We start from the raw sequence: 22,309 nt of genomic DNA, 5'->3' as shown, positions 1-22,309 counted from the left end.
CTCATTCCGCCGGCATGGCGCGCTGCGAGAAGGCGTAGCCAATCTGCTTGCGCTTTTCGGGATGCCTGCGCGTCAGCGCCAGCACCATGCCCATCGAGACGGCAATCGCGATCTGCGAGGAGCCGCCGTAGGAAATGAAGGGCAGCGTCATGCCCTTGGCCGGCATCAACTGTAGGTTCACGCACATGTTGATGGCCGACTGCAGGCCGAAAATGGTGACGAGCCCGCCGACGGCGTAACGGGTAAAGTCGTCATGCTCCTTGAGCGCGATGCTCAATCCTCGCAGCACGATGAAGGCGAAAATCGACATGATGAAGAAGCACATGATCAGCCCGAACTCCTCGCCCGCGACCGAAAACACGAAGTCGGCGTGGCTGTCGGGGATGACCCGCTTCACCGTGCCCTCGCCTGGGCCGACGCCGAACCAGCCGCCATTGATCAGCGCCTCGCGGCCCATGTCGACCTGGAAAGTGTCGCCTTCGCCGGTGAGGAACTTGTCGATGCGGGCGGCCACATGCGGAAACACCGTATAGGCCGCGAACACGCCGCCGACGCCGGCAGCCCCCAGCGCGACGATCCAGAACCACGGCAGGCCGGCCATGAAGAACATCACGCCCCAGGTGCCCAGCACCAGCATGGTCTGGCCGAGATCCGGCTGCGCGATCAGCAGCGAGATCACCAAGGCCAGCAGCAGCATGGCGAACAGATTGCCGGGAATGTCGGGCTGGCGCTTGTGCTCGGCAAAGAGCCAGGCGCAAATGATGACAAAGGCCGGCTTCAGGAACTCGGACGGCTGGATCGAGAGCCCGGCGAGCGATACCCAGCGCCGCGCGCCCTTCACCTCGACGCCGATATAGAGAACCGCCACCATCAGCACCAGCATGATGCAGATCATCGCCAGCGACATGCGCCTTATTTGTCGCGCTTCCAGGAAGGAAACCGCGAGCATCACGACGAGCGCCGGGATGGTGAAGATGATCTGTCTTGTGGCGAAGTGGAAGCTGTCGAGACCGATGCGCTCGGCGACCGCCGGGCTTGCGGCGAAGGACAAGACGATGCCGAGCCCCATCAGCGACAGGAATGCCGCCAGGAACCAGCGATCGATCGTCCACCACCAGGTTGCGACCGGACTTTTGTCGAGACGGCTTTGCATCAACGTGGCCCTCCGATGGGTTTCACCCCATCAATAGCAGTCGCAGCTTGCCTGAAGGCTTCGCCGCGAACCTCGAAGTTCTTGAACTGGTCGAAACTGGCGCAGGCCGGCGAAAGCAGGACGACGGCCTCGCCGCCGGTGTCGCCCGCGGCGTCATGGGCGGCGTGCTCGACCGCGGCCGCCAGCGTTCCGGAAATTTCGTAAGGCACCGCCTCGCCGAGCGTGGCGGCGAAAGCGGGAGCGGCCTCGCCGATCAGATAGGCCTTGGCGATGCGTGGGAAGAAACCGCGCAGCGGCTCTATCCCGCCTTCCTTGGGCAGGCCGCCTGCGATCCAATAGATGCGGTTGAAGCTCGACAGCGCGGGAGCGGCCGCATCGGCATTGGTCGCCTTGGAATCGTTGACGAACAGCACATGATCCTTGCGGCCCACCTGCTCCATGCGGTGCGCCAGCCCCGGGAAGCTTTCCAGCCCCGCCTGGATCTCGCCGAGTTCCAGCCCGACCCTGAGGCAGGCGGCGACGGCGGCGAGCGCATTCTGCGCATTGTGCTGGCCGCGCAGCGAGCCGATGCCTTCCAGGAATGCGATGCGGCTGTAGCGACCGTGCACGGCTTCCATCAAATTCGTGCCGTCGGCGAAATAGCCGTCGGTCAGCGGCAGGCGCTTGGAAATGCGGATCACTTGCCGGCCTGCCCGCTCCAGCCGGTCGGCAATCTGGGCGCACCAGGAATCGTCGACACCGATGATCGCGGTGTCGCTGCCGGCGACCAGCCTTTCCTTGATCGAGGCGTAATGGGCCATGGTGCCGTGGCGGTCGAGATGGTCGGGCGTCAGATTGAGCAGGATGCCGGCGGTCGGATTGATCGAGGGCGCGAGATCGATCTGGTAGGAAGAGCACTCCACCACATAGTGCCGTTCGGCCTCGGGCGGATCGAGCGTCATGATGGCGCGGCCGATATTGCCGCCCATCTGGGTGTCGCGTCCGGCCGACTTCAAGATATGCGCCGTCAGCGCCGTGGTCGTCGACTTGCCGTTGGTGCCGGTGATCGCGACGAAGGGTGCGGCCGGCGCGCGCTGGATGCGCTCGCGGCAGAACAGCTCGATGTCGCCGATCACCTCGACGCCGGCGCCGCGCGCCAGTTCCACCGTCCAGTGCGGCTTCGGATGCGTGAGCGGCACCCCGGGCGACAGGACGAAGGCCGCAAAGCGCGACCAGTCGGCGCCGCGCAGGTCGCCGGTCGCGATCCCGGCGGCTGCCGCCTTGGCGACGCTGTCCGGATTGTCGTCCCAGGCGAGGATCTCGGCGCCGCCGGCGATCAGCGCATGCGCGGTCGCAATCCCCGATCCGCCGAGCCCGAAGAGCGAAACGCGTTTGCCTGCAAAGGAAGCGGCGGCGATCAAGCGGGCATCCTATCTGAGCTTGAGGGTGGAGAGGCCGACCAGCGCCAGGATGACGGCGATGATCCAGAAGCGGATCACCACCTGGCTCTCGGTCCAGCCCAGCTTTTCGAAATGGTGATGGATCGGTGCCATCAGGAAGACGCGCTTGCCGGTCATCTTGAAGTAGCCGACCTGGATGATGACCGACAGGATCTCCACCACGAACAGGCCGCCGACGATGACCAGCACGATCTCGTGCTTGGTGGCGACAGCGATGGTGCCGATCAGGCCGCCCATGGCAAGCGAGCCGGTGTCGCCCATGAAGATCGCGGCCGGCGGCGCGTTGAACCACAGGAAGCCGAGGCCGGCGCCGATGACGGCGCCCAGCACAACCGCCAGTTCGCCGGTGCCGGGAACGAAATGGATCTGCAGATACTCGGCGAACACCGCGTTGCCGGAAAGATAGGCGATGACGCCGAACGACGCCGCAGCGATCATGATCGGCACGATCGCCAGCCCGTCCAGACCGTCGGTCAGGTTCACCGCATTGCCGGCGCCGACGATCACGAAGCAGGAGAACGGCACGAAGAACCAGCCGAGATTGATCAGGAATTCCTTGGCGAACGGGAAGGTCAGCGACGACGAGAACGGCGCCTGGCCATTGTGCATGATCACCCAGGCCGCGATGCCGGCGACAACGAATTCGATCGCCAGCCGCGCCTTGCCGGAGAAGCCCAGATGCGACTGTTTCGTCACCTTGAGATAGTCGTCGTAGAAACCGATCGAGCCGAAGCCGACGGTGACCAAAAGCACCACCCAGACATAGATGCTGGAGAGGTTTGCCCACAGAAGCGAGGAGCCGATGATGCCGGACAGGATCATCAGCCCGCCCATCGTCGGCGTTCCGGCCTTCTTGAAATGTGTCTGCGGTCCGTCGGCGCGGATCGGCTGCCCCTTGCCCTGGCGAAGCCGCAGCGAATTGATGATGGTCGGTCCGAATATGAAGACGATCAGCGCCGAAGTGATCAGCGCACCGCCGGTGCGAAAGGTGATGTAGCGGAAGACATTAAAGGCCGAGATCTTGTCCGCGAAATCAACGAGTAAAGTGAGCATCGGTCCCCCGGATCCCGACCTCAGGTCGGTTCAATGGTTGCGGCTTCCGCCGGAAATTTGCCAAGCAATGCCTCGACCAGCTTTGAAAAGCCGATGCCTTTCGACGACTTGACCATCACCACGTCGCCCGGCCTGATCGCCGACATGACGACGGGCTTCAGCTCTTCGGCTCCTGGCCGGTACTCGGTTTCGACATCCGAAGGCAAAACCTCGGCCAGTGCCCGCATCTCCGGGCCGCCTAGAAAGACGTTGCGCGTTTCTGTGCCGACAATAAGTTCGGCAAGGGCCGCGTGGAGCTTCGCCGAATGGCTGCCGAGTTCCAGCATGTCGCCAAGCACGGCGATGCGCCTGCCCTCGCCCGATACCGGCGTGGCGTTGAGCAGCGCCATGGCTGCCGCCATCGACGCCGGATTGGCATTGTAGCTCTCGTCGATCAGCAAGATCGGACCGTTCGGATGGCGCAAAATGTGGCGCCGGCCGCGCCCGCGCTCGGCCGAAAGATCGGCGAGGGCCGCCGCGACCTTGTCGAGATCGGCGCCGACCAGTTGCGCGGCGCCAAGCACCGCCAGCACATTCTGCACGATGTGGCGGCCGGGCGCCCCCACACGGGCCGTCACGTCCCTCTTGCCGATCTTGACCGCGATATCGGAGTGATCGGCATAAAGGTCGCAGCCAACAAGACGAAAGGCCGAGCGGGCGTTCTCGCCGAAGCCGAAGACATGCTCGACACCTGCATCCTTGGCCACTTTCCCGAGCAGCTTCCAACGCGGATCGTCGCGATTGAGCAGCGCGGCGCCGCCGGCCTCTATGCCCTCGAAAATCTCGGCCTTGGCCATGGCGATCTCGTCGAGATTCTTGAAGAAGCCGAGATGGGCGGCCGCGATCAGCGTGACGATCGCGACATGCGGCCTCACCATCTTGACCAGCGGCCTTATCTCGCCCGGATGATTCATGCCGATCTCGAAGATCGCGTAGTCGCAGTCTGCGGGCATGCGCGCCAAGGTAAGTGGCACGCCCCAGTGATTGTTAAACGACTGCGCCGAGGCGTGCACCTTGCCGACCGCCGACAGCACATGGCGCAGCGCTTCCTTTGTGGTCGTCTTGCCCGCAGAGCCGGTCACCGCGATGATCTTGGCCCGTGAGCGAGCGCGCGCCGCAATGCCGAGCTTTTCCAGCGCCGCAAGCACATCCTGCACGACGATCATCGGCGCCGTCAGCCGGCCAAGGGACGGCAGCTTGCCCTCGGCCACCACCAGCACCGCAGCGCCCGCCTTCACTGCAGCGGTTGCGAAATCGTGGCCGTCCATCGTCTCGCCCTTGATGGCGAAGAAGGCGTTGCCCGGCTCGAGGCTGCGGCTGTCGATCGAAATGCCGGTGATGCCTTCCGGCAGCGAGCCGATCGGCCTGCCGCCCATGGCCTCGACAAGCGCTTGCGACGTCCACAGCAAGCTCATGCGGCGCGCTCCTGGAGCGCCTCGCGCACTTCCTCATGATCGGAAAAGTGGAAGGTTTCGGTGCCGATCGTCTGGCCTTCCTCATGCCCCTTGCCGGCGACGATCAGCGTATCGCCGGCATGGAGCATGGCGACGGCCTCGTGGATCGCTTTGCGGCGGTCGCCGATCTCGATGGCGCCGGGCGCCGCGGCAAGGATTGCCGCGCGGATGGTTTCGGGGATTTCCGTGCGCGGATTATCGTCGGTGACGATGACGACATCGGCGAGCCGGGTCGCGATCTCGCCCATGATCGGCCGCTTGCCGCGATCGCGGTCTCCGCCGCAGCCGAAGACGACAACGACCCGGCCCGTGGTGAACGGACGAACCGAGGTCAGGACATTTTCCAACGCGTCGGGCTTGTGCGCATAGTCGACATAGACCGGAGCGCCGGCGGCCGTCGTGCCCACAAGGTCGAGGCGGCCCGGCGCACCTTTGAGTTTCTCCAATGCGGCCAAGGCCTTATCAACGGATGTTCCAGTCGAGATGGCGAGGCCGGCCGAAACCAGCGCGTTGGCGATCTGGAAATCACCTGCCAACGGCAGGTCGATCTCGTGAAGCACACCATCGGCCTCCACCTCGGCACGCTGGCGCCGCCGCTCATGCTCGACGCGCTTCAGCGTCAGGAATTCGCCGTGGCGGCCGACTGTCAGCACGTTCAGGCCCGCTGCCCGCGCGGCATGAACCGTCGGCTGCGACCAGGGATCGTCGGCGAAGATCACGGCCGGCGCCCCCTTCGGCAGCAGCGCGTCGAACAGACGCAGCTTGGCACGATGATAATCCTCAACCGTCGGATGGTAATCCATGTGGTCGCGGCCGAGATTGGTAAAGCCGCCGGCGGCCAGTTTTACGCCGTCGAGCCGACGCTGGTCGAGACCATGGCTGGAAGCCTCCATCGAGGCGTGCGTTACCCCTGCCTCCGCCAGATCCTTGAGCAACTGGTGCAGCGCGACGGGATCGGGCGTGGTCAACGAGCCGTATTCGTTGCGGCCCGGCGCTACCACGCCGGTCGTGCCGATCGAAGCGGCGGCAAAACCTGCCTGCTCCCAGATCTGGCGGGTGAAGGCGGCAACCGATGTCTTGCCGCTGGTCCCGGTTACGGCGACCATCGTCCGAGGCTGCTTGCCAAAGAAGCGCGCCGCGCTCAGCGCCAATGCCAGACGCGGATCATCGACGGCAAGAACCGGGATCGACAGACCGGAGATGGTATTGCCTTTGGCCGCCACGATTGCGGCAGCGCCGCGGCCGGCGGCATCGGCGGCATAGGTCGAGCCATCAGCCTTGCTGCCGGCGAGCGCGAAAAAAACGACGCCCGGTCTTACCTGGCGGGAATCGGAGGAGAGACCGGTAACCTCCAGATCGGGGGAAGCTGTTCCCTCGACAGGCAGGATGCCGGCTAGATTTTTCAGATACATTGAGTCCCGTTCACCGCAACAAAATAGCGCGCAGTTGCCGGCGCGCCCCAAGAATCACTGATAGGAAACCAGCGTTGCACCATTTTCATGGCTGAAATCTGGCTTCACGCCAAGCATCGAAGCCGCACGCCTGATGATGTTGCCTGCCATGATGCCGGCATTCGAGGCGGCGGTGGCGCCCATGCCAGGCTTTTCCGGCTTCGGCTCATCGGCGATAGTCAGCACGATATATTGCGGATCGTCCATCGGAAAGGCGGCGACGAAGGCGTTGAAATTCTTCTCTTTCGAATAACGACCGTTGACGACCTTTTCCGCCGTGCCCGTCTTGCCGCCGACGCGATAACCCGGAACCCTGGCGCTCTTGCCCGAGCCTTTCTCGGCGTTCAGCGCGTAGAGATAGCGCATCCCGTCCACCGTTGTGTCCTTGACCACCCTTTTGGCCACCTCCATCGCCTGCTCGGCCGTGCGCGGCAGAAAAGTCGGCTCGATCAAATAGCCACTCATCAATGCGGCGCAGCCGACGGCAGTTTGCAGCGGCGTGGTCGAGACGCCATGGCCGAAGGCGATGGTGATCGAATTGACCTGCTTCCATACTTTCGGCTCGGTCGGGCGCGCCACTTCCGGCAATTCCGTCTGCATCTTTTCGAGCACGCCTAGCCGATGCAGGAACTCGCGATGCCCTTCGATGCCGACAGCCTCGGCTTCTTTGGCCGAGCCGATGTTGGACGAATAGATGAACACTTCGGGCACCGAAAGCACACGGCCTTTGCTGTGGAAGTCATGGATGGTCTGGCGGCCGATCCTGATCGGGCGCGACGCATCGAAGCGACTCTCCAGCGTCACCTTGCCGGAATCGAGCGCCATGCCGGTGGTGAAGCTCTTGAAGGTCGAGCCCATCTCGTAGAGCCCGGCCGACATACGGTTCAGCCGGTCCTTTTCCTGAGCATTGTAGGGATTGTTGGGGTCAAAATCCGGCACCGAGGCCATGGCCAGGACTTCGCCGGTCTTGATATTGAGGACCACCGCGCCGGCCGCGATCGCGTGGAACCGCTCCATGCCGGTCGCCACCTCGTCGCGCACCACATGCTGGACGCGCAGGTCTATCGACAGCTTCACCGGCTTCAGGTCCCTGGCCACCGCCAGTCCTGACGCCTGCAGATCGGTCAGGCCCTGGTCATCGATGTACTTCTCCATGCCGGAGATGCCCTGATTGTCGATGTTGGTGAGCCCGACAATGTAGGATGACGTTTCGCCGCTCGGATAGAAGCGGCGCTTTTCGGTGCGGAAACCGAGACCCGGGATGCCGAGCGCCATGATGTCGGCCTGCTGCTTCGGCGTCAGCTGCCGCTGCAGCCAGACGAAGCCGGCGCCGCTCTTCAGCTTGTGATAAGTCTGCTCGTAGTCAATCTCGGGAAGCACGGTCGAGAGCTTCTCGATCGCCTCGTCGGCGTCGACGATACGGCGCGGCTCGGCGAACAGCGACGCCGTCTTGATGTCGGTCGCCAGCACCTCGCCGTTGCGGTCGACGATGTCCGGCCGCGATGCAGTGACGCGGCTCTGCGGACCACCTGAATTGTCCGGATTCTGCAGGCCGAGATAGACCAGTCGGCCGGCAATCGTCGAATAGATGGTGAAGAACACCGCCATCGTCATGACGATGCGGGTCTTGGCCTTGCCGCCGGTTGCCTTGCGGGCGGCGTCGACGACGATCGAGCCGTCCTCAGCTGCCTTGCTTCGGCGCTTCAGCAGGTTGCCGATCCCTGGAAGCCTACTGATCATTGCACGGTGCTCCCGGTCACCACCGGATCCTTGCCGTCCGACGGCCCTTTGCCCGAATTGTCGGCCATGCCGCCGAGCGGCTGCGACGACAGGTCCTCGATATTGAGCGGCTTCATCGGCACGTCGTCGAGCCCGCCGATTTGGTGGGCGTTGAGCGGCTCGAGCCCGAGCTGCGACTTGTAGATTTCGGCAAGCTTCTGCAGCCGCGCCGGCTGGGTGAGCAGGCTCCAGTCCGCCTTGAGAAGATCGATTGTGTCTTCCTCGTAGCGGATCTGCGCCTGCAGCTTCTGCACCGCCGCCAGCTGGTCCTCGGCCTCGCGCTTGGTCTTGTAGGTCAATGCCGCCGCCGAGACCATGACGGCGATCAGGACTATATCGCTGGTGCGAAACACGTGCTTACCTCTCCCCCGGCCGCTCGACGGCGGGAAGCTTTGGAAGGCCGAAAATCGAAAAGTCGCCGGCCCGCGCAGGCGCGCCGGTGCGGATGGCCGCGCGCAGCCTCGCCGAGCGTGCCCGCGGATTGCCGGCGATCTCGGCCTCTCCCGGCGTCACCCCGCCGCCGGATTTGCGGAATGTCGCCAACCGCGCCGGCGCGTCCGGCATATGACGCGATCCGCTGGCCGCATCGGCGCGATCGGCGATGAAGCGCTTGACGATGCGATCCTCCAGCGAATGAAAGGTCACGACGGCGAGCCTGCCGCCCGGCTTCAGCACCCGCTCAGCGGCGAACAGCGCGCTCGCCAGCTCGCCGAGCTCGTCATTGACGAAGATGCGCAGCGCCTGGAAGACGCGGGTGGCGGGATGGATCTTGTCCTTCGGCGCGCGGCCGACATGGGTGGCGATGGCGTCGGCAAGATCGAGCGTGCGCTCGAAGGGCCGCTTCTCGCGCCGGGCCTCGATCATGCGGGCGATGCGGCCGGCATGCCGCTCCTCGCCGAGAAAGCCGAAGATGCGGGCAAGGTCGCCCGCCTTGAAGGTGTTCACGACGTCGGCGGCGCTCAGGCCAGCCTGCGCCATGCGCATGTCGAGCGGTCCGTCGGCGCGAAAGGAAAAGCCGCGCCCGGCCTGGTCGAGCTGCATCGACGAGACGCCGATGTCGAGCACGACCCCGTCGGCGCTTTCGGCATGCCTGTCCAGGGTCGAGAACGGCGCCTGAACGAGCTTCAGCCTGCCGCCGGCCTGCTGTTCCAGAGCCTTGCCCGCGGCGATCGCATCCGGATCGCGGTCGATGGCCACGACCGAGGCGCCGCGCTCGAGGATGGCGGCGGTGTAGCCGCCGGCGCCGAACGTGCCGTCGACGATCGTCTCGCCCGCCTTGGGTTCAAGCGCCTCCAGCACTTCGGCAAGGAGGACCGGAATGTGACGGACCAGTCCGCCAACGGCGTGAGGATCATCGCCGTGGCCAGTCATCATTCCGGTCGCTCCCCGGGCTTCGTCCCCTGCCGAAGCTGCAAAAGCCGGGCTCGAGCCTGCGCCCCATAGGCGGCAAGTCGGCCCGGCTGCCAGATCTGGAAGAAATTGCCGCGGCCGACAAAGGCCACCTCGTTCGAGATGCCCGTGTGCTCGCGGATGAAATCGGTCATCGTGATGCGGCCGTCCTGGTCGAGTTTCAGGAACGTCCCGTCGCCATGGCAGAAGAAGGACATATCGTCCGCCGTCTGCAGGAAGGGATCTTCCAGCGCGATCCGCTGCTCGTAGCGGTCGAGCAGATCGAGCCCGCCGACGTCCATCGCCGGAAGGTCGAGGCAGCGTAGCGCATAGAGTTCCGCATAGCCACGTTTCTGCACGACCGAACGGAAATGCGCCGGAACGGATACCCGCCCCTTCGCATCGATCCTGTTCACTGCGTTTGACAGAAATCGGTCCACTACGCCTTACAGCCGCTCTCGCCGCCGCACCCCTGCCCATGTTTTTCTCCGCGCCGCCGCCGCGCATCGCCTCGCGACAAATCGCTTCATTCACCAAGGCGAAGACCGGCAAACGCGCAGCCGCCGCGACTGCCCGATTGGCGTACGCTTCACCCTGACGCGGAACGAAAGCTTGATGAGAATGGGATATCATGGGGTAATATGGGCGTCAACGGGAAGAGGCATCACAAACACGCATGCCACAACCTGAAAGCGCAGGCTCGCGACACGTCTCGTCTTTATCGTCCCTTAAGCCTAACGAAGCGTTTAGAAGGCTCTGGCCCAAAAGGACGCGGCTTGCCGCGAAGGCCCGGCACGCCTAGCGTTCGGACGTCAGTTCAGTGAAGGAATGCGCCCAATGTCCGAAACCGCGAAGTCACGCGCCGCGACACTTGCCCATCTGCGCAGCGGCGATTTCGCCAAGGGCGATCCGATCCCTTTGCCGCTGACAATGGCCTCGATCTTTCATTCGCCGGGCGACGCGACGGGCTTCGATCAATACGGCCGCTTCAGCAATCCGACATGGCACGCGGTCGAGCATGCGCTTGGTCATCTCGAAGATGCGCAGTGCATCGCCTTTCCGTCGGGCATGGCGGCGATTTCGGCAACGTTCTTTGCGCTGGTCAAATCTGGCGACCGCATCCTCTTGCCCTCGGACGGCTACCACACGACGCGGGCTCTGGCGGAGCGTTTCCTGAAACCGCTCGGCATCGCCTATGACGTGAGGCCGACATCGAGCATGCTCGACGGCGGCTTCGCCGGCTACCGGCTGGTCTTCGTCGAAACCCCCTCGAACCCAAGGCTGGATATCTGCGACATCGCCGCCGTCGCCAAGACCGCCCACGAACAAGGTGCGCTCCTCATCGTCGACAACACGACGATGACGCCCTTCGGCCAGCGCCCGCTCGACCTTGGCGCCGACATCGTGGTCTCGGCCGACACCAAGGCGATCAACGGTCACTCGGATGTGCTGTTCGGCCATGTCGCCAGCCGCGATCCGGATATTATCGCCAAGGTCAGGGACTGGCGAGAAACCGCCGGCGGCATTCCCGGGCCGTTCGAGGCCTGGCTCGTGCATCGCGGCCTTGAAACACTTGAGGTGCGGTACGATCGCATGTGCTCCTCGGCGGAAACGATCGCCCGCCGGCTCAAAGGGCATCGCGCCGTGAGCGGCTTGCGCTTTCCAGGCCTTGAGGGCGACCCCTCGCACAATCTGGCGCGTGCCCAGATGGAGCGCTTCGGCTTTCTCATCTCGTTCGAACTGGCTTCGGAAGAGAAGGCCGAGGATTTCATCAACAACTGCGCGCTGATTGAATCGGCGACCTCGTTTGGTGGCGTCCATACATCGGCCGAGCGGCGATCGAAGCGCGGCGATGCCGTGCCGCCCGGCTTCGTGCGGCTGGCCGTCGGCTGCGAGCCGGTGGAAGAGCTCTGGCAGGCGATCGAGGCGTCTTTGGACCGGCTTGGCGGCTGAGCGGCTCGGAGCGCTGTGGAGGAAAATGCCAGCTGGCCTGTAAGCCGGGTTCTGTATGGCCCCCACGCCTTGCGGCGCGGGAACGTGGCGGCCATTCATCTTGGGCGCATGTCGCCATGCGCCTCACGCAACCTACCCGGGCGGTGGGCCGGAAACAGCCCTCGAAGGTTTCCCTTCGCACCGCCCCTATTCGGTCTTGCTCCCGGTGGGGTTTGCCGTGCCGCTTCTGTTGCCAGTCGCGCGGTGGGCTCTTACCCCACCCTTTCACCCTTGCCGCGGCAAATGCCGCGGCGGTTTGCTTTCTGTGGCACTTTCCCTGGGGTCTCCCCCGCCGGCCGTTAGCCGGCACCGTGTCTCCATGGAGCCCGGACTTTCCTCACCCGCAGCCTTTCGGCTCTTGCGGGCGCGGCCGCCCGGCCAGCTGGCAAGGGCGTATAAAGGGATTCGCGCCTGAAAACGCAACAAAAAAGACAACTGTCCCGCTTAGACAGGCGAACCGAGCGCCGCCATCTGCACCTTCACCTTGCTGCAATAGGCGGCCGAAATCGGATTCATCCGCGTCGCCCCATGGCCGGCATTGTATTTGAGGATTGTGCCGCAGGTGGTGCCGCCGCCTAGCCCCTGCGCCATGGCGAGGTACTTCATGCCGTATTTGATGTTGGTGTCGGGATCGAACAGTCCCTTGACCGAACCGGTATAGCCCATCATCCGGGCCGTCGCCGGCTTGATCTGCATCAGGCCGATCTCGCCGGCGCCGCCGACCATGTTGGGCCGGAAGTTGCTCTCGATCGTGATGACGGCCTTGGCCAGCGACACCGGCACGCCGTAGCTTGCCGCATAGCGGGCGATGATCGCCGAATATTGGCCGTCGCCAGTTGCCGAAGAAGACAAGGCGGGCTTTTCAGGACGGATGGAAGCTGTCGCGGTCAGGTCGATGGTTTGCCTGCTGCGCTTTGCGTAGCGTTTGACTCTTGATTTCGCGGACCGCGCTGCGGCGGCTTTCTGCACCTTCGCCGGGGTAGCTCTCTTGGCCGTCGAAGTCTTGGCGCTTGGCGCAGCCTTGGGCTTTGAAGGGGTCGCAGCAAACCCATTGTCCGCCGCCCGGAGGCTCAGGGGGGCGCTGTTCGCTGGGCTGAAGGCAAAAGTCATCACTCCGGCAGCAACGGCTGCCGCTACAACGGTCAATCTTTGCATGTATTCCTGTTCTGTTAGAACCGCGCGAAGAATTTCACGCGGCGGGGCCAATCCAACACCGGAGCATCTTGGAGGGATAGATGCCCGACAACTTGCGGGAGATGCGTTTGGAGACCGAATTGGCGCCAATAAAGGCGAGGCAATTCACTTTGTATGACAAATTGTAATTTAGACAGCTTGGCCGGCTATTTGGAAGAGGCTGCCTTTACCGCAGCCAACAGCCTTTGGAGCGTGCTGATCGTCGAACCGTCCGCCACGCCGTCGACGAGCCGCCGTCGAAAATGCCGCTGAAATGCCGCCACCACGATTTCCGTCTGGCGGTCGAAGACACCCGATATCTCGGCGCTGTAGCCGTAAAGCGCCAGCATCGATTGCAGGGCTTCCACGTCAGCACCTGCGTCGCCCGCCCTCAGCGCCGCGCCCGTCCTGATCGGAGCCGCGGGAACCAGATGGCCGACACCGGCGGCAAAGAGCGCCTTCCAGGGAAACTTCTCGCCCGGGTCGACCTTACGTCCCGGCGCCACATCGGAATGCGCAAGCACCCTTTGCGGTGGAATGGAATGCCGGCCCGCGATCCCCGCGCATAAATCGATCACGGCCTTGACCTGCCGCTTCGGGAAGGTTTTGTAGCCCAGCGAATGCCCGGGGTTGACGATCTCGATGCCGACCGAGCAGGAGTTGATGTCGGTGCACCCGAACCATGAACTCTTGCCGGCATGCCAGGCGCGGTCGCTTTCGCGCACCATTTGCACGATGCGGCCGTCCTCATGCACAAGATAGTGCGAGGATACCTCGCTTGCCGGATCGCACAGCCAGGCCTCGGCCCCGGGCCCCGTCGGCATGCCGGTATAGTGCAGCACGATCATGTCGGGCCTGACCGTCTCGCGTCGCGGACCGAAATTCGGCGATAGCCTGACCTCGGCACCCGGCTGGTCGGGCAAGAAACCGCTCATACGTGCCTGAGGCCCCGTTCGATCATCTCATAGGCGGCATTGATCGCGGCGACCCTTGTCGTGGCGATCTTGATGAATTCCTGCGGCAGGCCGCGCGCGATCAGCCGGTCGGGATGGTTGTCGGAGATCAGCTTGCGATAACGCTTCCTGACCTCCTCGAATGGCTTCCCGCGTTCGACGCCCAGAACCACATAGGGATCGGCGGCGCCGAGATTGACGTGGCGCGCCAGGATCGCCTGGTAATGCGCCTCATCGATCTGAAAAATCTCGGCGATGCGATGCAGGAATTGCCCTTCCCTCTCGTGAACCAGGCCATCCGCCTTGGCGATGTGGAACAGCCCGTCGAGTATGTCTTCCAGCATCTTGCAATTCGCATGACCGGAACCGCAAAGCTGCGACATGCGCTGGGCGTAGATTTCAAATCCGGCAACATCGCGCTTGGCGAGGTCATAGAGGCGCGCCACATTGCGCGTTTCGCTCGGCGGCACCTCAAAGATTTCCTGGAAGGCGCGCACCTCGTCCTGGGTGACGATGCCGTCGGCCTTCGCCATCTTGGCCGAAAGCGCGATCATCGCCACCGAGAAGGCCACGCGCCGGCGTAGATCCGGGTCGCCCGAGTACATGGTCCGCACGGCCTCGACGACATCGCCGACGCCCGAGGACGCCGACGACGAAACACGAGCGATGAAGTCGCCGAGGCGGTCCCAAATCGACATGCGGCTTCTTAGTGCGAACCGGGCACCGCTATCAAGCCGGGACGATGCCGCAGGGCGAACGACTTTGGGGACAGTCCCGCCAAAAGGAAGGCCGGCACAGGGCCGGCCTTCCTGATTTCAGTGGATGAACTTCTACTGCGCGGGCGCAGCAGGAGGTGTTGCCGGAGCCGGTTCAGCAGGCTTCGAAGGGTCAGGGGTGGCCGGCTTCATTGGCTGTTCGTTGGCCGGCGGGTTGGTGCTCTGCGTGGTGGTGTTGTCGGTGCTGCTGTCGCTGCAAGCCGCGACCCCCAGCAGGGCGAGCGCCGAAACAGACGCCAGAATAAGCTTCTTCATGGTATCTCTCCTTCAGCAAACGCTCACGTTTCGGTGAACGTCGCAGAAGAAATGCAGAAATCAGACCTGGGTTTCGTAACGTTGCGTTTCCATGTGTAACACCAGGCGCATGGTTGCCGGGGCCAAAACGGCGAACTAACAGAACGGGTTGTCGCAGATAACGGATAAGCAGCATGCAGGACGCCGCAGCCAACAAATGGGATTTCTGGATCGACCGGGGCGGGACCTTCACCGACATCATCGGCCGCGATCCGCAAGGCCGACTGCATCCCCGCAAGCTTTTGTCGGAGAACCCTGAGGCCTATGCCGATGCCGCTATCCAGGGCATCCGCGAACTGCTTGGACTGAAAACCGGCGCCGCCATTCCCGCGGAGCGGATCGGCGATATAAAAATGGGCACCACTGTCGCTACCAACGCGCTGCTGGAGCGCAAGGGCGACCGCGTGCTGCTGCTCATCACCAGGGGTTTTCGCGACGCGCTGCGCATCGCCTATCAGGCGCGGCCGGATATTTTCGCCAAGGAGATCATCCTACCCGAACAGCTCTATGAGCGGGTGGTAGAGATCGACGAGCGCGTGCGCGCGGACGGGTCCGTCGAGCGCCTGCTCGACATCGCCGCCTGCCGCCCGGCGATCGAGCAGGCCAAGGCCGACGGCATCGACGCGGTAGCCATTGTCTTCATGCACGCCTGGAAATATCCCGACCATGAAAAGGCAGTCGCGAAAGTCTGCCGCAAGATCGGCTTCAGCCAGATATCGGTCAGCCACGAGGTCTCGCCGCTGATCAAGCTGGTCGGTCGTGGCGACACCACGGTGGTCGACGCCTATCTGTCGCCGATCCTGTCACGCTACGTGCAAAGGGTAGCGGGAGAATTGGGCGCCGGCCCGCGGCTGATGTTCATGATGTCATCGGGCGGGTTGACCGCCGCCGACATGTTCCAGGGCAAGGATGCGCTGCTTTCCGGCCCGGCCGGCGGCGTCGTCGGCATGGTCGAGACGGCGAAGCTCGCCGGCTTCGACAAGGTCGTCGGCTTCGACATGGGCGGCACCTCGACCGACGTCGCCCATTATGACGGCGAATACGAGCGCGCCTTCGACACTGAAGTCGCCGGCGTTCGCATCCGCGCGCCGATGATGCGTATTCATACGGTCGCGGCCGGCGGTGGCTCGATCCTGCATTACGAGGCCGGTCGCTTCCGCGTCGGCCCGGACTCCGCCGGCGCCAATCCCGGCCCGGCCGCTTATCGACGCGGCGGCCCGCTCGCCGTCACCGACGCCAATGTCATGCTCGGCAAGCTGCAGCCCGACGTCTTCCCGGCGATCTTCGGCCCCGGTCAAGACCAGCCGCTCGACGTCGCCGCCGTGCGCGAAAAATTCGCGGCTTTAGCCGCCGAGATCGGCGATGGACGCTCGCCCGAAGCGGTGGCCGAGGGTTTCGTCACCATCGCCGTCGAGAACATGGCCAACGCCATCAAGAAGATTTCGGTGCAGCGCGGTTACGATGTCACCGAATATCTCCTGAACTGTTTCGGTGGCGCCGGCGGCCAGCATGCCTGCCTTGTCGCCGATGCGCTCGGCATGGAAGCGGTGCTCATCCACCACTTCTCCGGCTTGCTTTCGGCTTACGGCATCGGGCTGTCGACGGTTTTCGCCTCGCGCCAGCAGGCGTTACTGAAGCCGCTCGCCGAAGAATCCCGCTCCTCGATCGAGGACCTGATTGCGACCTTGCACCAGGGCGTCATCGCCGAGCTTGCAGTGCAAGGCATTGCGCAAGACGCCATCGCCTCAAAGCCGGTCCTGCAGATCCGTTATGACGGCACCGACACAACTTTGCCGGTCAACTTCGAGCACGGCTCGATTTTTCGCGCCAGGAGCGATTTCGAGGCCGCGCACAAGGCGCAATTCGGCTTCGTCTACGAAGACAAGCCGATGATCGTCGAGGCAGTCGGCGTCGAAGGCAGCGATGTCGGGACCGCCGGCCGCGACGAAAGTGAATCAGGGCTCGAAGACCAGGTGGCAAGCCCCTGGCAGTCCCGGCAATTCTTCGCCGACGGCGCCTGGCGCGATGCCGGCATCTTCCGGCGCGAGGATTTGAAGCCCGGTCACAAGGTGGCAGGCCCCGCGCTCGTCATCGAGCCGAACCAGACCATCGTCGTCGAGCCGGGCTGGCAGGCCGAGATCACGGCCAGGAACCACGTGCTGCTGCGGCGTATAGAGAAAAAGGCGCGGCAGGCGGCGCTCGGCACCGAAGCCGATCCGGTGATGCTCGAGATCTTCAACAACCTTTTCATGTCGATCGCCGAGCAGATGGGCGTCACGCTGCAGAACACCGCCTATTCCGTCAACATCAAGGAGCGGCTCGATTTTTCCTGCGCCGTGTTCGACCGCCATGGCGCGCTGGTCGCCAACGCGCCGCACATGCCGGTGCATCTGGGGTCCATGGACCGCTCGGTCGAAACCGTCATCCGCCTGAATTCGGGCGATATCCATCCCGGCGACGTTTTTGCTCTCAACGCGCCCTACAATGGCGGCACGCATCTGCCCGACATCACCGTGGTGACGCCGGTGTTCGACGACGCACGCAAGGAAATCCTCTTCTGGGCGGCCTCGCGCGGCCACCATGCCGATGTCGGCGGCACGGCGCCCGGCTCGATGACGCCTTTGGCCACCACCGTCGACGAGGAAGGCGTGCTGTTCGACAATTTCCGCATCGTCGATCGCGGCCGCTTCCGCGAGGAGGAGCTCGAGGCGCTCCTCACCGACCATCCCTATCCTGCCCGCAATCCCGCCCAGAACATCGCCGACCTCAAGGCGCAGATCGCCGCCAACGAAAAGGGCGTGGCGGAGTTGCGCAAGATGGTCGCGCATTTTGGCCTCGCTGTCGTCGAGGCCTATATGGGCCATGTTCAGGACAATGCCGCCGAGAGCGTGCGCCGCGTGCTGGAAAGGCTGCCCGACAGTTCCGACTACGAGTATGCCACCGACACCGGCCAGGTGATCAAAGTGAAGATCACCGTCGATCGGCAAAGGCGCGACGCGACGGTCGATTTCACCGGCACCTCGAAGGTCATGAAGAACAATTTCAATGCGCCGGAGCCGGTGGCGCGAGCCGCTGTGCTCTATGTCTTCCGCGTCATGGTCGAGGACATGATCCCGATGAACGCCGGATGTCTCAGGCCGATCAATATCGTCATCCCCGACGGTTGCATGCTCAAACCCTCCTACCCTGCCGCCGTCGTCGCCGGCAATGTCGAGACCTCGCAGCATGTCACCAACGCGCTGTTCGGCGCCATGGGCGCGATGGCCAACGCGCAAGGCACAATGAACAATCTCACCTTCGGCAACCGGCAATACCAATATTATGAGACGATCTGCTCCGGCTCGCCGGCCGGCCAAATGAATTCGGGCCGCGGCTTTGCCGGTACCTCCGGCGTCCACACGCATATGACCAATTCGCGGCTTACCGATCCCGAAGTGCTGGAACTGCGCTTCCCGGTCGTGCTGGAAGACTTCCACATCCGGGATGGTTCCGGCGGCAAAGGCAAATGGAACGCCGGCAGCGGCACCAAACGCACGATCCGCTTCCTCGAAAAAATGGAATGCGCCATCCTCTCCTCTCACCGAGATCGCCCGCCGCAGGGTCTGAACGGCGGCGGCGACGGGGAGGCCGGCTCGACCAAGGTCAGACGCAACGACGGCTCGATCGAGGTGCTCAAGGCCTGCGACCAGACCACGCTCGACGCCGGCGAGGCCGTCATCGTCGTCACGCCGACGCCCGGCGGATTCGGCAAGGCCTAAGACTCAGCGTCGGCAGCCTGTCACCCGCCTGTCACAACGCTGCGCTACCCGCTTGCGCCAATGCAAACGGGGAATCAGCTTGCCATGTCGGATGTATCGGGAGAACTCGTTTTTCGACGCGGCAAGGAGGTTGGAAAAGCCGTCTACCAGAACCGCGCCCTGTCGAAGGACGGCATTTCCGAGCGGCTTTTCGCCTTCCTGTTTTCCGGCCTTGTCTATCCCCAGATCTGGGAAGACCCGGAGGTCGACATGGACGCCATGCAGCTTGGCGCCGGCCATCGCGTCGTCACAATCGCATCGGGCGGCTGCAACATTCTGGCTTACCTCACCCGTTCGCCGGCCCGGATCGACGCCGTCGACCTCAACGCCGCGCACATCGCGTTGAACCGCATGAAGCTGGAGGCGGTGCGCCATCTGCCCTCGCAGGGCGATCTGTTCCGTTTCTTCGGCGCAGCCGACACCAGCCACAACTCGGAAGCTTACGACCGCTTCATCGCGCCGCATCTCGACCCGGTCAGCCGTCACTACTGGGAGCGCAGGAACTGGCACGGCCGCCGCCGCATCGCGGTTTTCGACCGCAACTTCTACCAGACCGGCCTGCTTGGCCTCTTCATCGCCATGGGCCATCGTGTGGCAAAACTGTTTGGTGTCGATCCGGCCGGCATCATGAAGGCCGAGAACATCGGCGAGCAGCGCCGTTTCTTCAACGAGCAGCTGGCGCCGGTCTTCGACAAGAAGCTGCTGCGCTGGGCGACATCGCGCAAGGCCTCGCTTTTCGGTCTGGGTATTCCGCCGGCACAGTACGACTCGCTGATCACGTCCGGCGACGGCTCGATGGCGAGCGTCTTGAAGACGCGGCTGGAGAAGCTCGCCTGCGATTTCCCGCTGAAGAACAACTATTTCGCCTGGCAGGCCTTTGCCCGCCGCTATCCGCAGCCCGGCGAGGCAGCCCTGCCTGCCTATCTGGAACAGCGCAACTACAAGACGATCCGCGCCAACACCGAACGCGTCTCCATCCATCATGCCAACTTGATCAAATTCCTCGCCGGCAAGGATGCTGGCTCGGTCGATCGCTTCGTCCTGCTCGATGCCCAGGACTGGATGACCGACGACCTGCTCAACGATCTGTGGACCGAGATCACCCGCACGGCCTCGGTTGGCGCGCGCGTGATCTTCCGCACCGCGGCCGAGCCCAGCCTGCTGCCGGGCCGCGTCTCGGGTTCCCTGCTCGGCCAGTGGCGCTACGAAGCCGAGGCCTCGCGCGAATTCTCGGCCAGGGACCGCTCGGCGATCTATGGCGGCTTCCATCTCTATGTGAAGCGCGCCGCATGAGCACGACGGAGCTGCCGGTCCGCCATGCCGAACTGATGGATGGCGTCTATCGCTGGCAGCGCCATATCTACGACATCACCCGCAAATACTACCTGCTCGGCCGCGACCGGCTGATAGCGGGGCTCGACGTGCCGCAAGGCGGTACCGTGCTCGAGCTCGGCTGCGGTACCGGCCGCAACATCGTACTTGCCGCCCGGAGCTATCCGGACGCCCGCTTCTTCGGTTTGGATATCTCGGCCGAGATGCTGGAGACGGCAAACGCGGCCATCGCTCGCGAAGGTCTCTCCGACAAAGTCAAACTGGCGCGCGGCGACGCCACGGATTTCGATCCCGCGGCGCTCTTCGGCGCACGGCGTTTCGACCGTGTCTTCGTATCCTATTCGTTGTCGATGATCCCCGGCTGGGAGAAGACTGTGTCGGCCGCGCTTGCCGCGCTCGCACCCGGCGGCTCGCTGCATGTCGTCGATTTCGGCCAGCAGGAGGGCCTGCCAAACTGGTTCCGGGCCTTGCTGCGCGGCTGGCTGCGGAAATTCCATGTCACACCGCGCGCCTCGCTGCGCGACGTCCTTGACTCGGAGTCGGAACGGACCGGCGCAACCTTCCGTTTCAGAACGCTTTATCGCGGCTATGCCTGGCTCGGCGTCATCGGAGCTCGAATGTAGAGAGCCTTACTGGTGTAAAGCTTTCACCAGCGCGGCCACCATCGCCTGCGGCCGATAGCCGAGCTTGGCAGGTGTCAGCCCGAGCCGTACCACCACCAATTGCTCCGACGGAATGATGGCCACTGTCTGGCCGTCATGGCCTTCCATCCAGTAGGTGTCCTTGGGCAGGCCGGCGGCAGCGCCCGCACCCGGATTCTCCTCATCGCCCGGACCCTCGATCCACACCTGGCCGTTCCCGTAAACCTTCGAGGCCGGCGCCGGCTGCCGCATCCAATCGACGAAGCCGGTGGGCAGGATCTGTGCGCCGTTCCAGACACCGCCCTGCAGAAGGAACTGGCCGAAGCGGGCCCAGTCGTGCGCCGTGGCATAGAGATAGGACGAGCCGACGAAAGTGCCCCGCTCGTCGGTTTCGAGCACCGCGCTGCGCATGCCGAGCGGCTCGAACAGCGCCGTGCGTGGCCAGCTCAGCGCCTTCGCCTTGTCGCCGATTGCCTCCTGCCACAGCCGCGACAGCATGACGGCCGTGCCGCTCGAATAGGAAAATGCCTTGCCCACCTCGCCGCCGAGCGGCTTGGTCTCGGCAAAGCCCGCCATGTCCGGCTCGAGATAGAGCATGCGCGTCACGTCGGCGACGTCGCCATAGTTCTCGTTGAACTCCAGCCCGCTCGACATCGCCATCATGTCGGCAAGACTGATCGCCGCCCGACCGTCGGCCTTCCACGGCGAGAACAGGCCCTTGTTGTCGAGCGCCATCTTGCCGTCCTTGACCAGCGTGCCGACGATCGCGGCATTCACCGTCTTGGTCATCGACCAGCCGAGCAGAGGCGTCTTGGCCGAAAAACCCTCGCCATAGCGTTCAGCGACGATGCGGCCGTTCTTCACCACCACGACCGCGCGCATGCCGGTCCCGACCATCGCGCCATCGTCAACGATCTTCGTCACCGCGGGGTTTTGCAGGGCGTCTACCCTTTCGCCCTCCGGCCAGAGCGCATCCTGCGAGGCCACCGCCAAAGGCTCGATGTGGACGGAGGTCTGCCGCGCCTTGCCGGTGTCGCCATCCGGAACCGACGCGCAGCCGACCCCGTCGCGCTCTACGGCGACGCTCTTGCCAAGCGTCCAAAGCAGGCCCGCCGAAACGAGGCCCCTTTCCTTGTCGACGGATACCTTCATCAGCTTGAGCAGCGGATGGCCCGGCGCCTGCACGTCGACGGCCAGCACTTCATTCGGGTCGCGGCCGGCGATGAACACGTTGGAGCAGACGATCTTGGCCGCATAGCCCGAGCCGACACGGATCAGTTCGGGCGGCGCAAGATAGAGCCAGGCGAAGAGCGCGACCACCGCCAGCACAATGAGGCCGAGCAGCCATTTGATGAACTTCACAACAGCCCGCATCTTTCCGCCCTTGGATTTTCCGGTTCGCTTTATGTCATCGATTTGCCGCCATTGCTTCTCCAAAATCATGGTCGATGTCGAGCGCCGTCAATGGATTATCAACCATGTTCGGCGATGAACGGAGAGACTGGGCGGTCCTGTGGGGCGATCGTCCGGAGGGGCGCGCGGAAGCGACCACCATCAGTGAAGAACCCATCAGCGGCCGGCTGATCCCGGCTCG

At 64.0% G+C, this 22,309-nt stretch carries 18 protein-coding genes and 1 other RNA gene; 4 read left to right on the top strand and 15 right to left on the bottom strand.

Features of this window, described 5'->3' with window-relative positions; genetic code table 11:
* Window position 1: 1 nt before the first annotated feature.
* From ftsW to mraZ, 9 genes are read right to left on the bottom strand one after another with little or no spacing between them, the layout of a single operon-like run.
* Window positions 2-1,153, bottom strand: coding sequence for a putative lipid II flippase FtsW (gene ftsW, locus CK215_RS21450; RefSeq protein ID WP_067329044.1), 1,152 nt, complete (start codon window positions 1,151-1,153; stop codon window positions 2-4).
* Window positions 1,153-2,553: a UDP-N-acetylmuramoyl-L-alanine--D-glutamate ligase gene (murD, locus tag CK215_RS21445; RefSeq protein WP_095783819.1), complete on the bottom strand. Its 1,401-nt coding sequence runs from the start codon at window positions 2,551-2,553 to the stop codon at window positions 1,153-1,155. Before murD ends, ftsW begins: the two co-directional genes overlap by 1 nt.
* Window positions 2,554-2,562: 9 nt before the next feature.
* Entirely contained in the window at window positions 2,563-3,645 is a 1,083-nt protein-coding gene (mraY, locus tag CK215_RS21440) for a phospho-N-acetylmuramoyl-pentapeptide-transferase (protein ID WP_066990736.1), read from the bottom strand.
* Between the two features lie 20 nt (window positions 3,646-3,665).
* Window positions 3,666-5,099, bottom strand: a complete 1,434-nt coding sequence (locus CK215_RS21435) for a UDP-N-acetylmuramoylalanyl-D-glutamyl-2,6-diaminopimelate--D-alanyl-D-alanine ligase (protein WP_095832076.1) — start codon at window positions 5,097-5,099, stop codon at window positions 3,666-3,668.
* A complete protein-coding gene (locus CK215_RS21430) occupies window positions 5,096-6,550 on the bottom strand; it encodes a UDP-N-acetylmuramoyl-L-alanyl-D-glutamate--2,6-diaminopimelate ligase (RefSeq protein ID WP_095832075.1) in 1,455 nt (484 codons plus the stop codon). Before CK215_RS21430 ends, CK215_RS21435 begins: the two co-directional genes overlap by 4 nt.
* Window positions 6,551-6,604: 54 nt before the next feature.
* Window positions 6,605-8,329, bottom strand: coding sequence for a penicillin-binding protein 2 (locus CK215_RS21425; RefSeq protein ID WP_095832074.1), 1,725 nt, complete (start codon window positions 8,327-8,329; stop codon window positions 6,605-6,607).
* The gene (locus CK215_RS21420) at window positions 8,326-8,721 is read right to left on the bottom strand and encodes a hypothetical protein (RefSeq protein ID WP_066990723.1); all 396 of its coding nucleotides are present in this window, start codon (window positions 8,719-8,721) and stop codon (window positions 8,326-8,328) included. The genes CK215_RS21425 and CK215_RS21420 overlap by 4 nt, the downstream gene beginning before the upstream one ends.
* A gap of 4 nt (window positions 8,722-8,725) precedes the next feature.
* On the bottom strand, window positions 8,726-9,742 hold the full coding sequence (gene rsmH, locus CK215_RS21415; protein ID WP_095832073.1) for a 16S rRNA (cytosine(1402)-N(4))-methyltransferase RsmH: 1,017 nt from the start codon (window positions 9,740-9,742) through the stop codon (window positions 8,726-8,728).
* Window positions 9,739-10,197 carry a division/cell wall cluster transcriptional repressor MraZ gene (gene mraZ / locus CK215_RS21410; protein WP_095832072.1) on the bottom strand — a complete coding sequence of 153 codons (459 nt, stop codon included), beginning with the start codon at window positions 10,195-10,197 and terminating at the stop codon, window positions 9,739-9,741. Before mraZ ends, rsmH begins: the two co-directional genes overlap by 4 nt.
* Before the next feature lie 397 nt (window positions 10,198-10,594).
* Here mraZ and CK215_RS21405 point away from each other — a divergent pair, with 397 nt between their 5' ends.
* Window positions 10,595-11,710 carry a cystathionine gamma-lyase gene (locus CK215_RS21405; RefSeq protein ID WP_095783824.1) on the top strand — a complete coding sequence of 372 codons (1,116 nt, stop codon included), beginning with the start codon at window positions 10,595-10,597 and terminating at the stop codon, window positions 11,708-11,710.
* A 24-nt stretch (window positions 11,711-11,734) separates the two neighbouring features.
* Here the strand turns inward: CK215_RS21405 and rnpB are convergent.
* From rnpB to CK215_RS21380, 5 genes are all read right to left on the bottom strand, one after another.
* Window positions 11,735-12,135: RNase P RNA component class A (gene rnpB / locus CK215_RS21400), an RNA gene on the bottom strand.
* Between the two features lie 58 nt (window positions 12,136-12,193).
* Window positions 12,194-12,904, bottom strand: a complete 711-nt coding sequence (locus CK215_RS21395) for a transglycosylase SLT domain-containing protein (RefSeq protein ID WP_095828955.1) — start codon at window positions 12,902-12,904, stop codon at window positions 12,194-12,196.
* A 185-nt stretch (window positions 12,905-13,089) separates the two neighbouring features.
* On the bottom strand, window positions 13,090-13,857 hold the full coding sequence (locus CK215_RS21390) for an N-acetylmuramoyl-L-alanine amidase (protein ID WP_095828954.1): 768 nt from the start codon (window positions 13,855-13,857) through the stop codon (window positions 13,090-13,092).
* A complete protein-coding gene (locus tag CK215_RS21385) occupies window positions 13,854-14,573 on the bottom strand; it encodes a DnaJ family molecular chaperone (RefSeq protein ID WP_067329023.1) in 720 nt (239 codons plus the stop codon). Before CK215_RS21385 ends, CK215_RS21390 begins: the two co-directional genes overlap by 4 nt.
* Before the next feature lie 132 nt (window positions 14,574-14,705).
* Window positions 14,706-14,906, bottom strand: coding sequence for a hypothetical protein (locus CK215_RS21380; RefSeq protein WP_082954075.1), 201 nt, complete (start codon window positions 14,904-14,906; stop codon window positions 14,706-14,708).
* Between the two features lie 173 nt (window positions 14,907-15,079).
* On the opposite strand from CK215_RS21380, the gene CK215_RS21375 reads away from it, so the two are divergent.
* The 3 genes from CK215_RS21375 (at window position 15,080) to CK215_RS21365 (ending at window position 20,697) form a co-directional block, all read left to right on the top strand.
* A complete protein-coding gene (locus CK215_RS21375; protein ID WP_095832071.1) occupies window positions 15,080-18,703 on the top strand; it encodes a hydantoinase B/oxoprolinase family protein in 3,624 nt (1,207 codons plus the stop codon).
* Window positions 18,704-18,787: 84 nt separating this feature from the next.
* A complete protein-coding gene (locus CK215_RS21370; protein WP_170950347.1) occupies window positions 18,788-20,035 on the top strand; it encodes a DUF3419 family protein in 1,248 nt (415 codons plus the stop codon).
* Window positions 20,032-20,697: a class I SAM-dependent methyltransferase gene (locus CK215_RS21365; protein WP_095832069.1), complete on the top strand. Its 666-nt coding sequence runs from the start codon at window positions 20,032-20,034 to the stop codon at window positions 20,695-20,697. The genes CK215_RS21370 and CK215_RS21365 overlap by 4 nt, the downstream gene beginning before the upstream one ends.
* A gap of 6 nt (window positions 20,698-20,703) precedes the next feature.
* On the opposite strand, the gene CK215_RS21360 is transcribed toward CK215_RS21365, so the two are convergent.
* On the bottom strand, window positions 20,704-22,089 hold the full coding sequence (locus CK215_RS21360) for a serine hydrolase (protein ID WP_095832128.1): 1,386 nt from the start codon (window positions 22,087-22,089) through the stop codon (window positions 20,704-20,706).
* Between the last annotated feature and the right edge of the window lie 220 nt (window positions 22,090-22,309).

The organism is Mesorhizobium sp. WSM3864 (assembly GCF_002294955.1).
GTDB lineage: Bacteria > Pseudomonadota > Alphaproteobacteria > Rhizobiales > Rhizobiaceae > Mesorhizobium.
This window is presented reverse-complemented; position numbering and strand designations above follow the sequence as displayed.

Bases quoted from the DNA above. Each gene is read 5' to 3' on its own strand.
- ftsW (WP_067329044.1), bottom strand. From the start codon at position 1,153: ATGCAAAGCCGTCTCGACAAAAGTCCGGTCGCAACCTGGTGGTGGACG.
- mraY (WP_066990736.1), bottom strand. From the start codon at position 3,645: ATGCTCACTTTACTCGTTGATTTCGCGGACAAGATCTCGGCCTTTAAT.
- CK215_RS21435 (WP_095832076.1), bottom strand. From the start codon at position 5,099: ATGAGCTTGCTGTGGACGTCGCAAGCGCTTGTCGAGGCCATGGGCGGC.
- CK215_RS21430 (WP_095832075.1), bottom strand. From the start codon at position 6,550: ATGTATCTGAAAAATCTAGCCGGCATCCTGCCTGTCGAGGGAACAGCT.
- CK215_RS21425 (WP_095832074.1), bottom strand. From the start codon at position 8,329: ATGATCAGTAGGCTTCCAGGGATCGGCAACCTGCTGAAGCGCCGAAGC.
- rsmH (WP_095832073.1), bottom strand. From the start codon at position 9,742: ATGATGACTGGCCACGGCGATGATCCTCACGCCGTTGGCGGACTGGTC.
- CK215_RS21405 (WP_095783824.1), top strand. From the start codon at position 10,595: ATGTCCGAAACCGCGAAGTCACGCGCCGCGACACTTGCCCATCTGCGC.
- CK215_RS21395 (WP_095828955.1), bottom strand. From the start codon at position 12,904: ATGCAAAGATTGACCGTTGTAGCGGCAGCCGTTGCTGCCGGAGTGATG.
- CK215_RS21390 (WP_095828954.1), bottom strand. From the start codon at position 13,857: ATGAGCGGTTTCTTGCCCGACCAGCCGGGTGCCGAGGTCAGGCTATCG.
- CK215_RS21385 (WP_067329023.1), bottom strand. From the start codon at position 14,573: ATGTCGATTTGGGACCGCCTCGGCGACTTCATCGCTCGTGTTTCGTCG.
- CK215_RS21380 (WP_082954075.1), bottom strand. From the start codon at position 14,906: ATGAAGAAGCTTATTCTGGCGTCTGTTTCGGCGCTCGCCCTGCTGGGG.
- CK215_RS21375 (WP_095832071.1), top strand. From the start codon at position 15,080: ATGCAGGACGCCGCAGCCAACAAATGGGATTTCTGGATCGACCGGGGC.
- CK215_RS21370 (WP_170950347.1), top strand. From the start codon at position 18,788: ATGTCGGATGTATCGGGAGAACTCGTTTTTCGACGCGGCAAGGAGGTT.
- CK215_RS21365 (WP_095832069.1), top strand. From the start codon at position 20,032: ATGAGCACGACGGAGCTGCCGGTCCGCCATGCCGAACTGATGGATGGC.
- CK215_RS21360 (WP_095832128.1), bottom strand. From the start codon at position 22,089: ATGCGGGCTGTTGTGAAGTTCATCAAATGGCTGCTCGGCCTCATTGTG.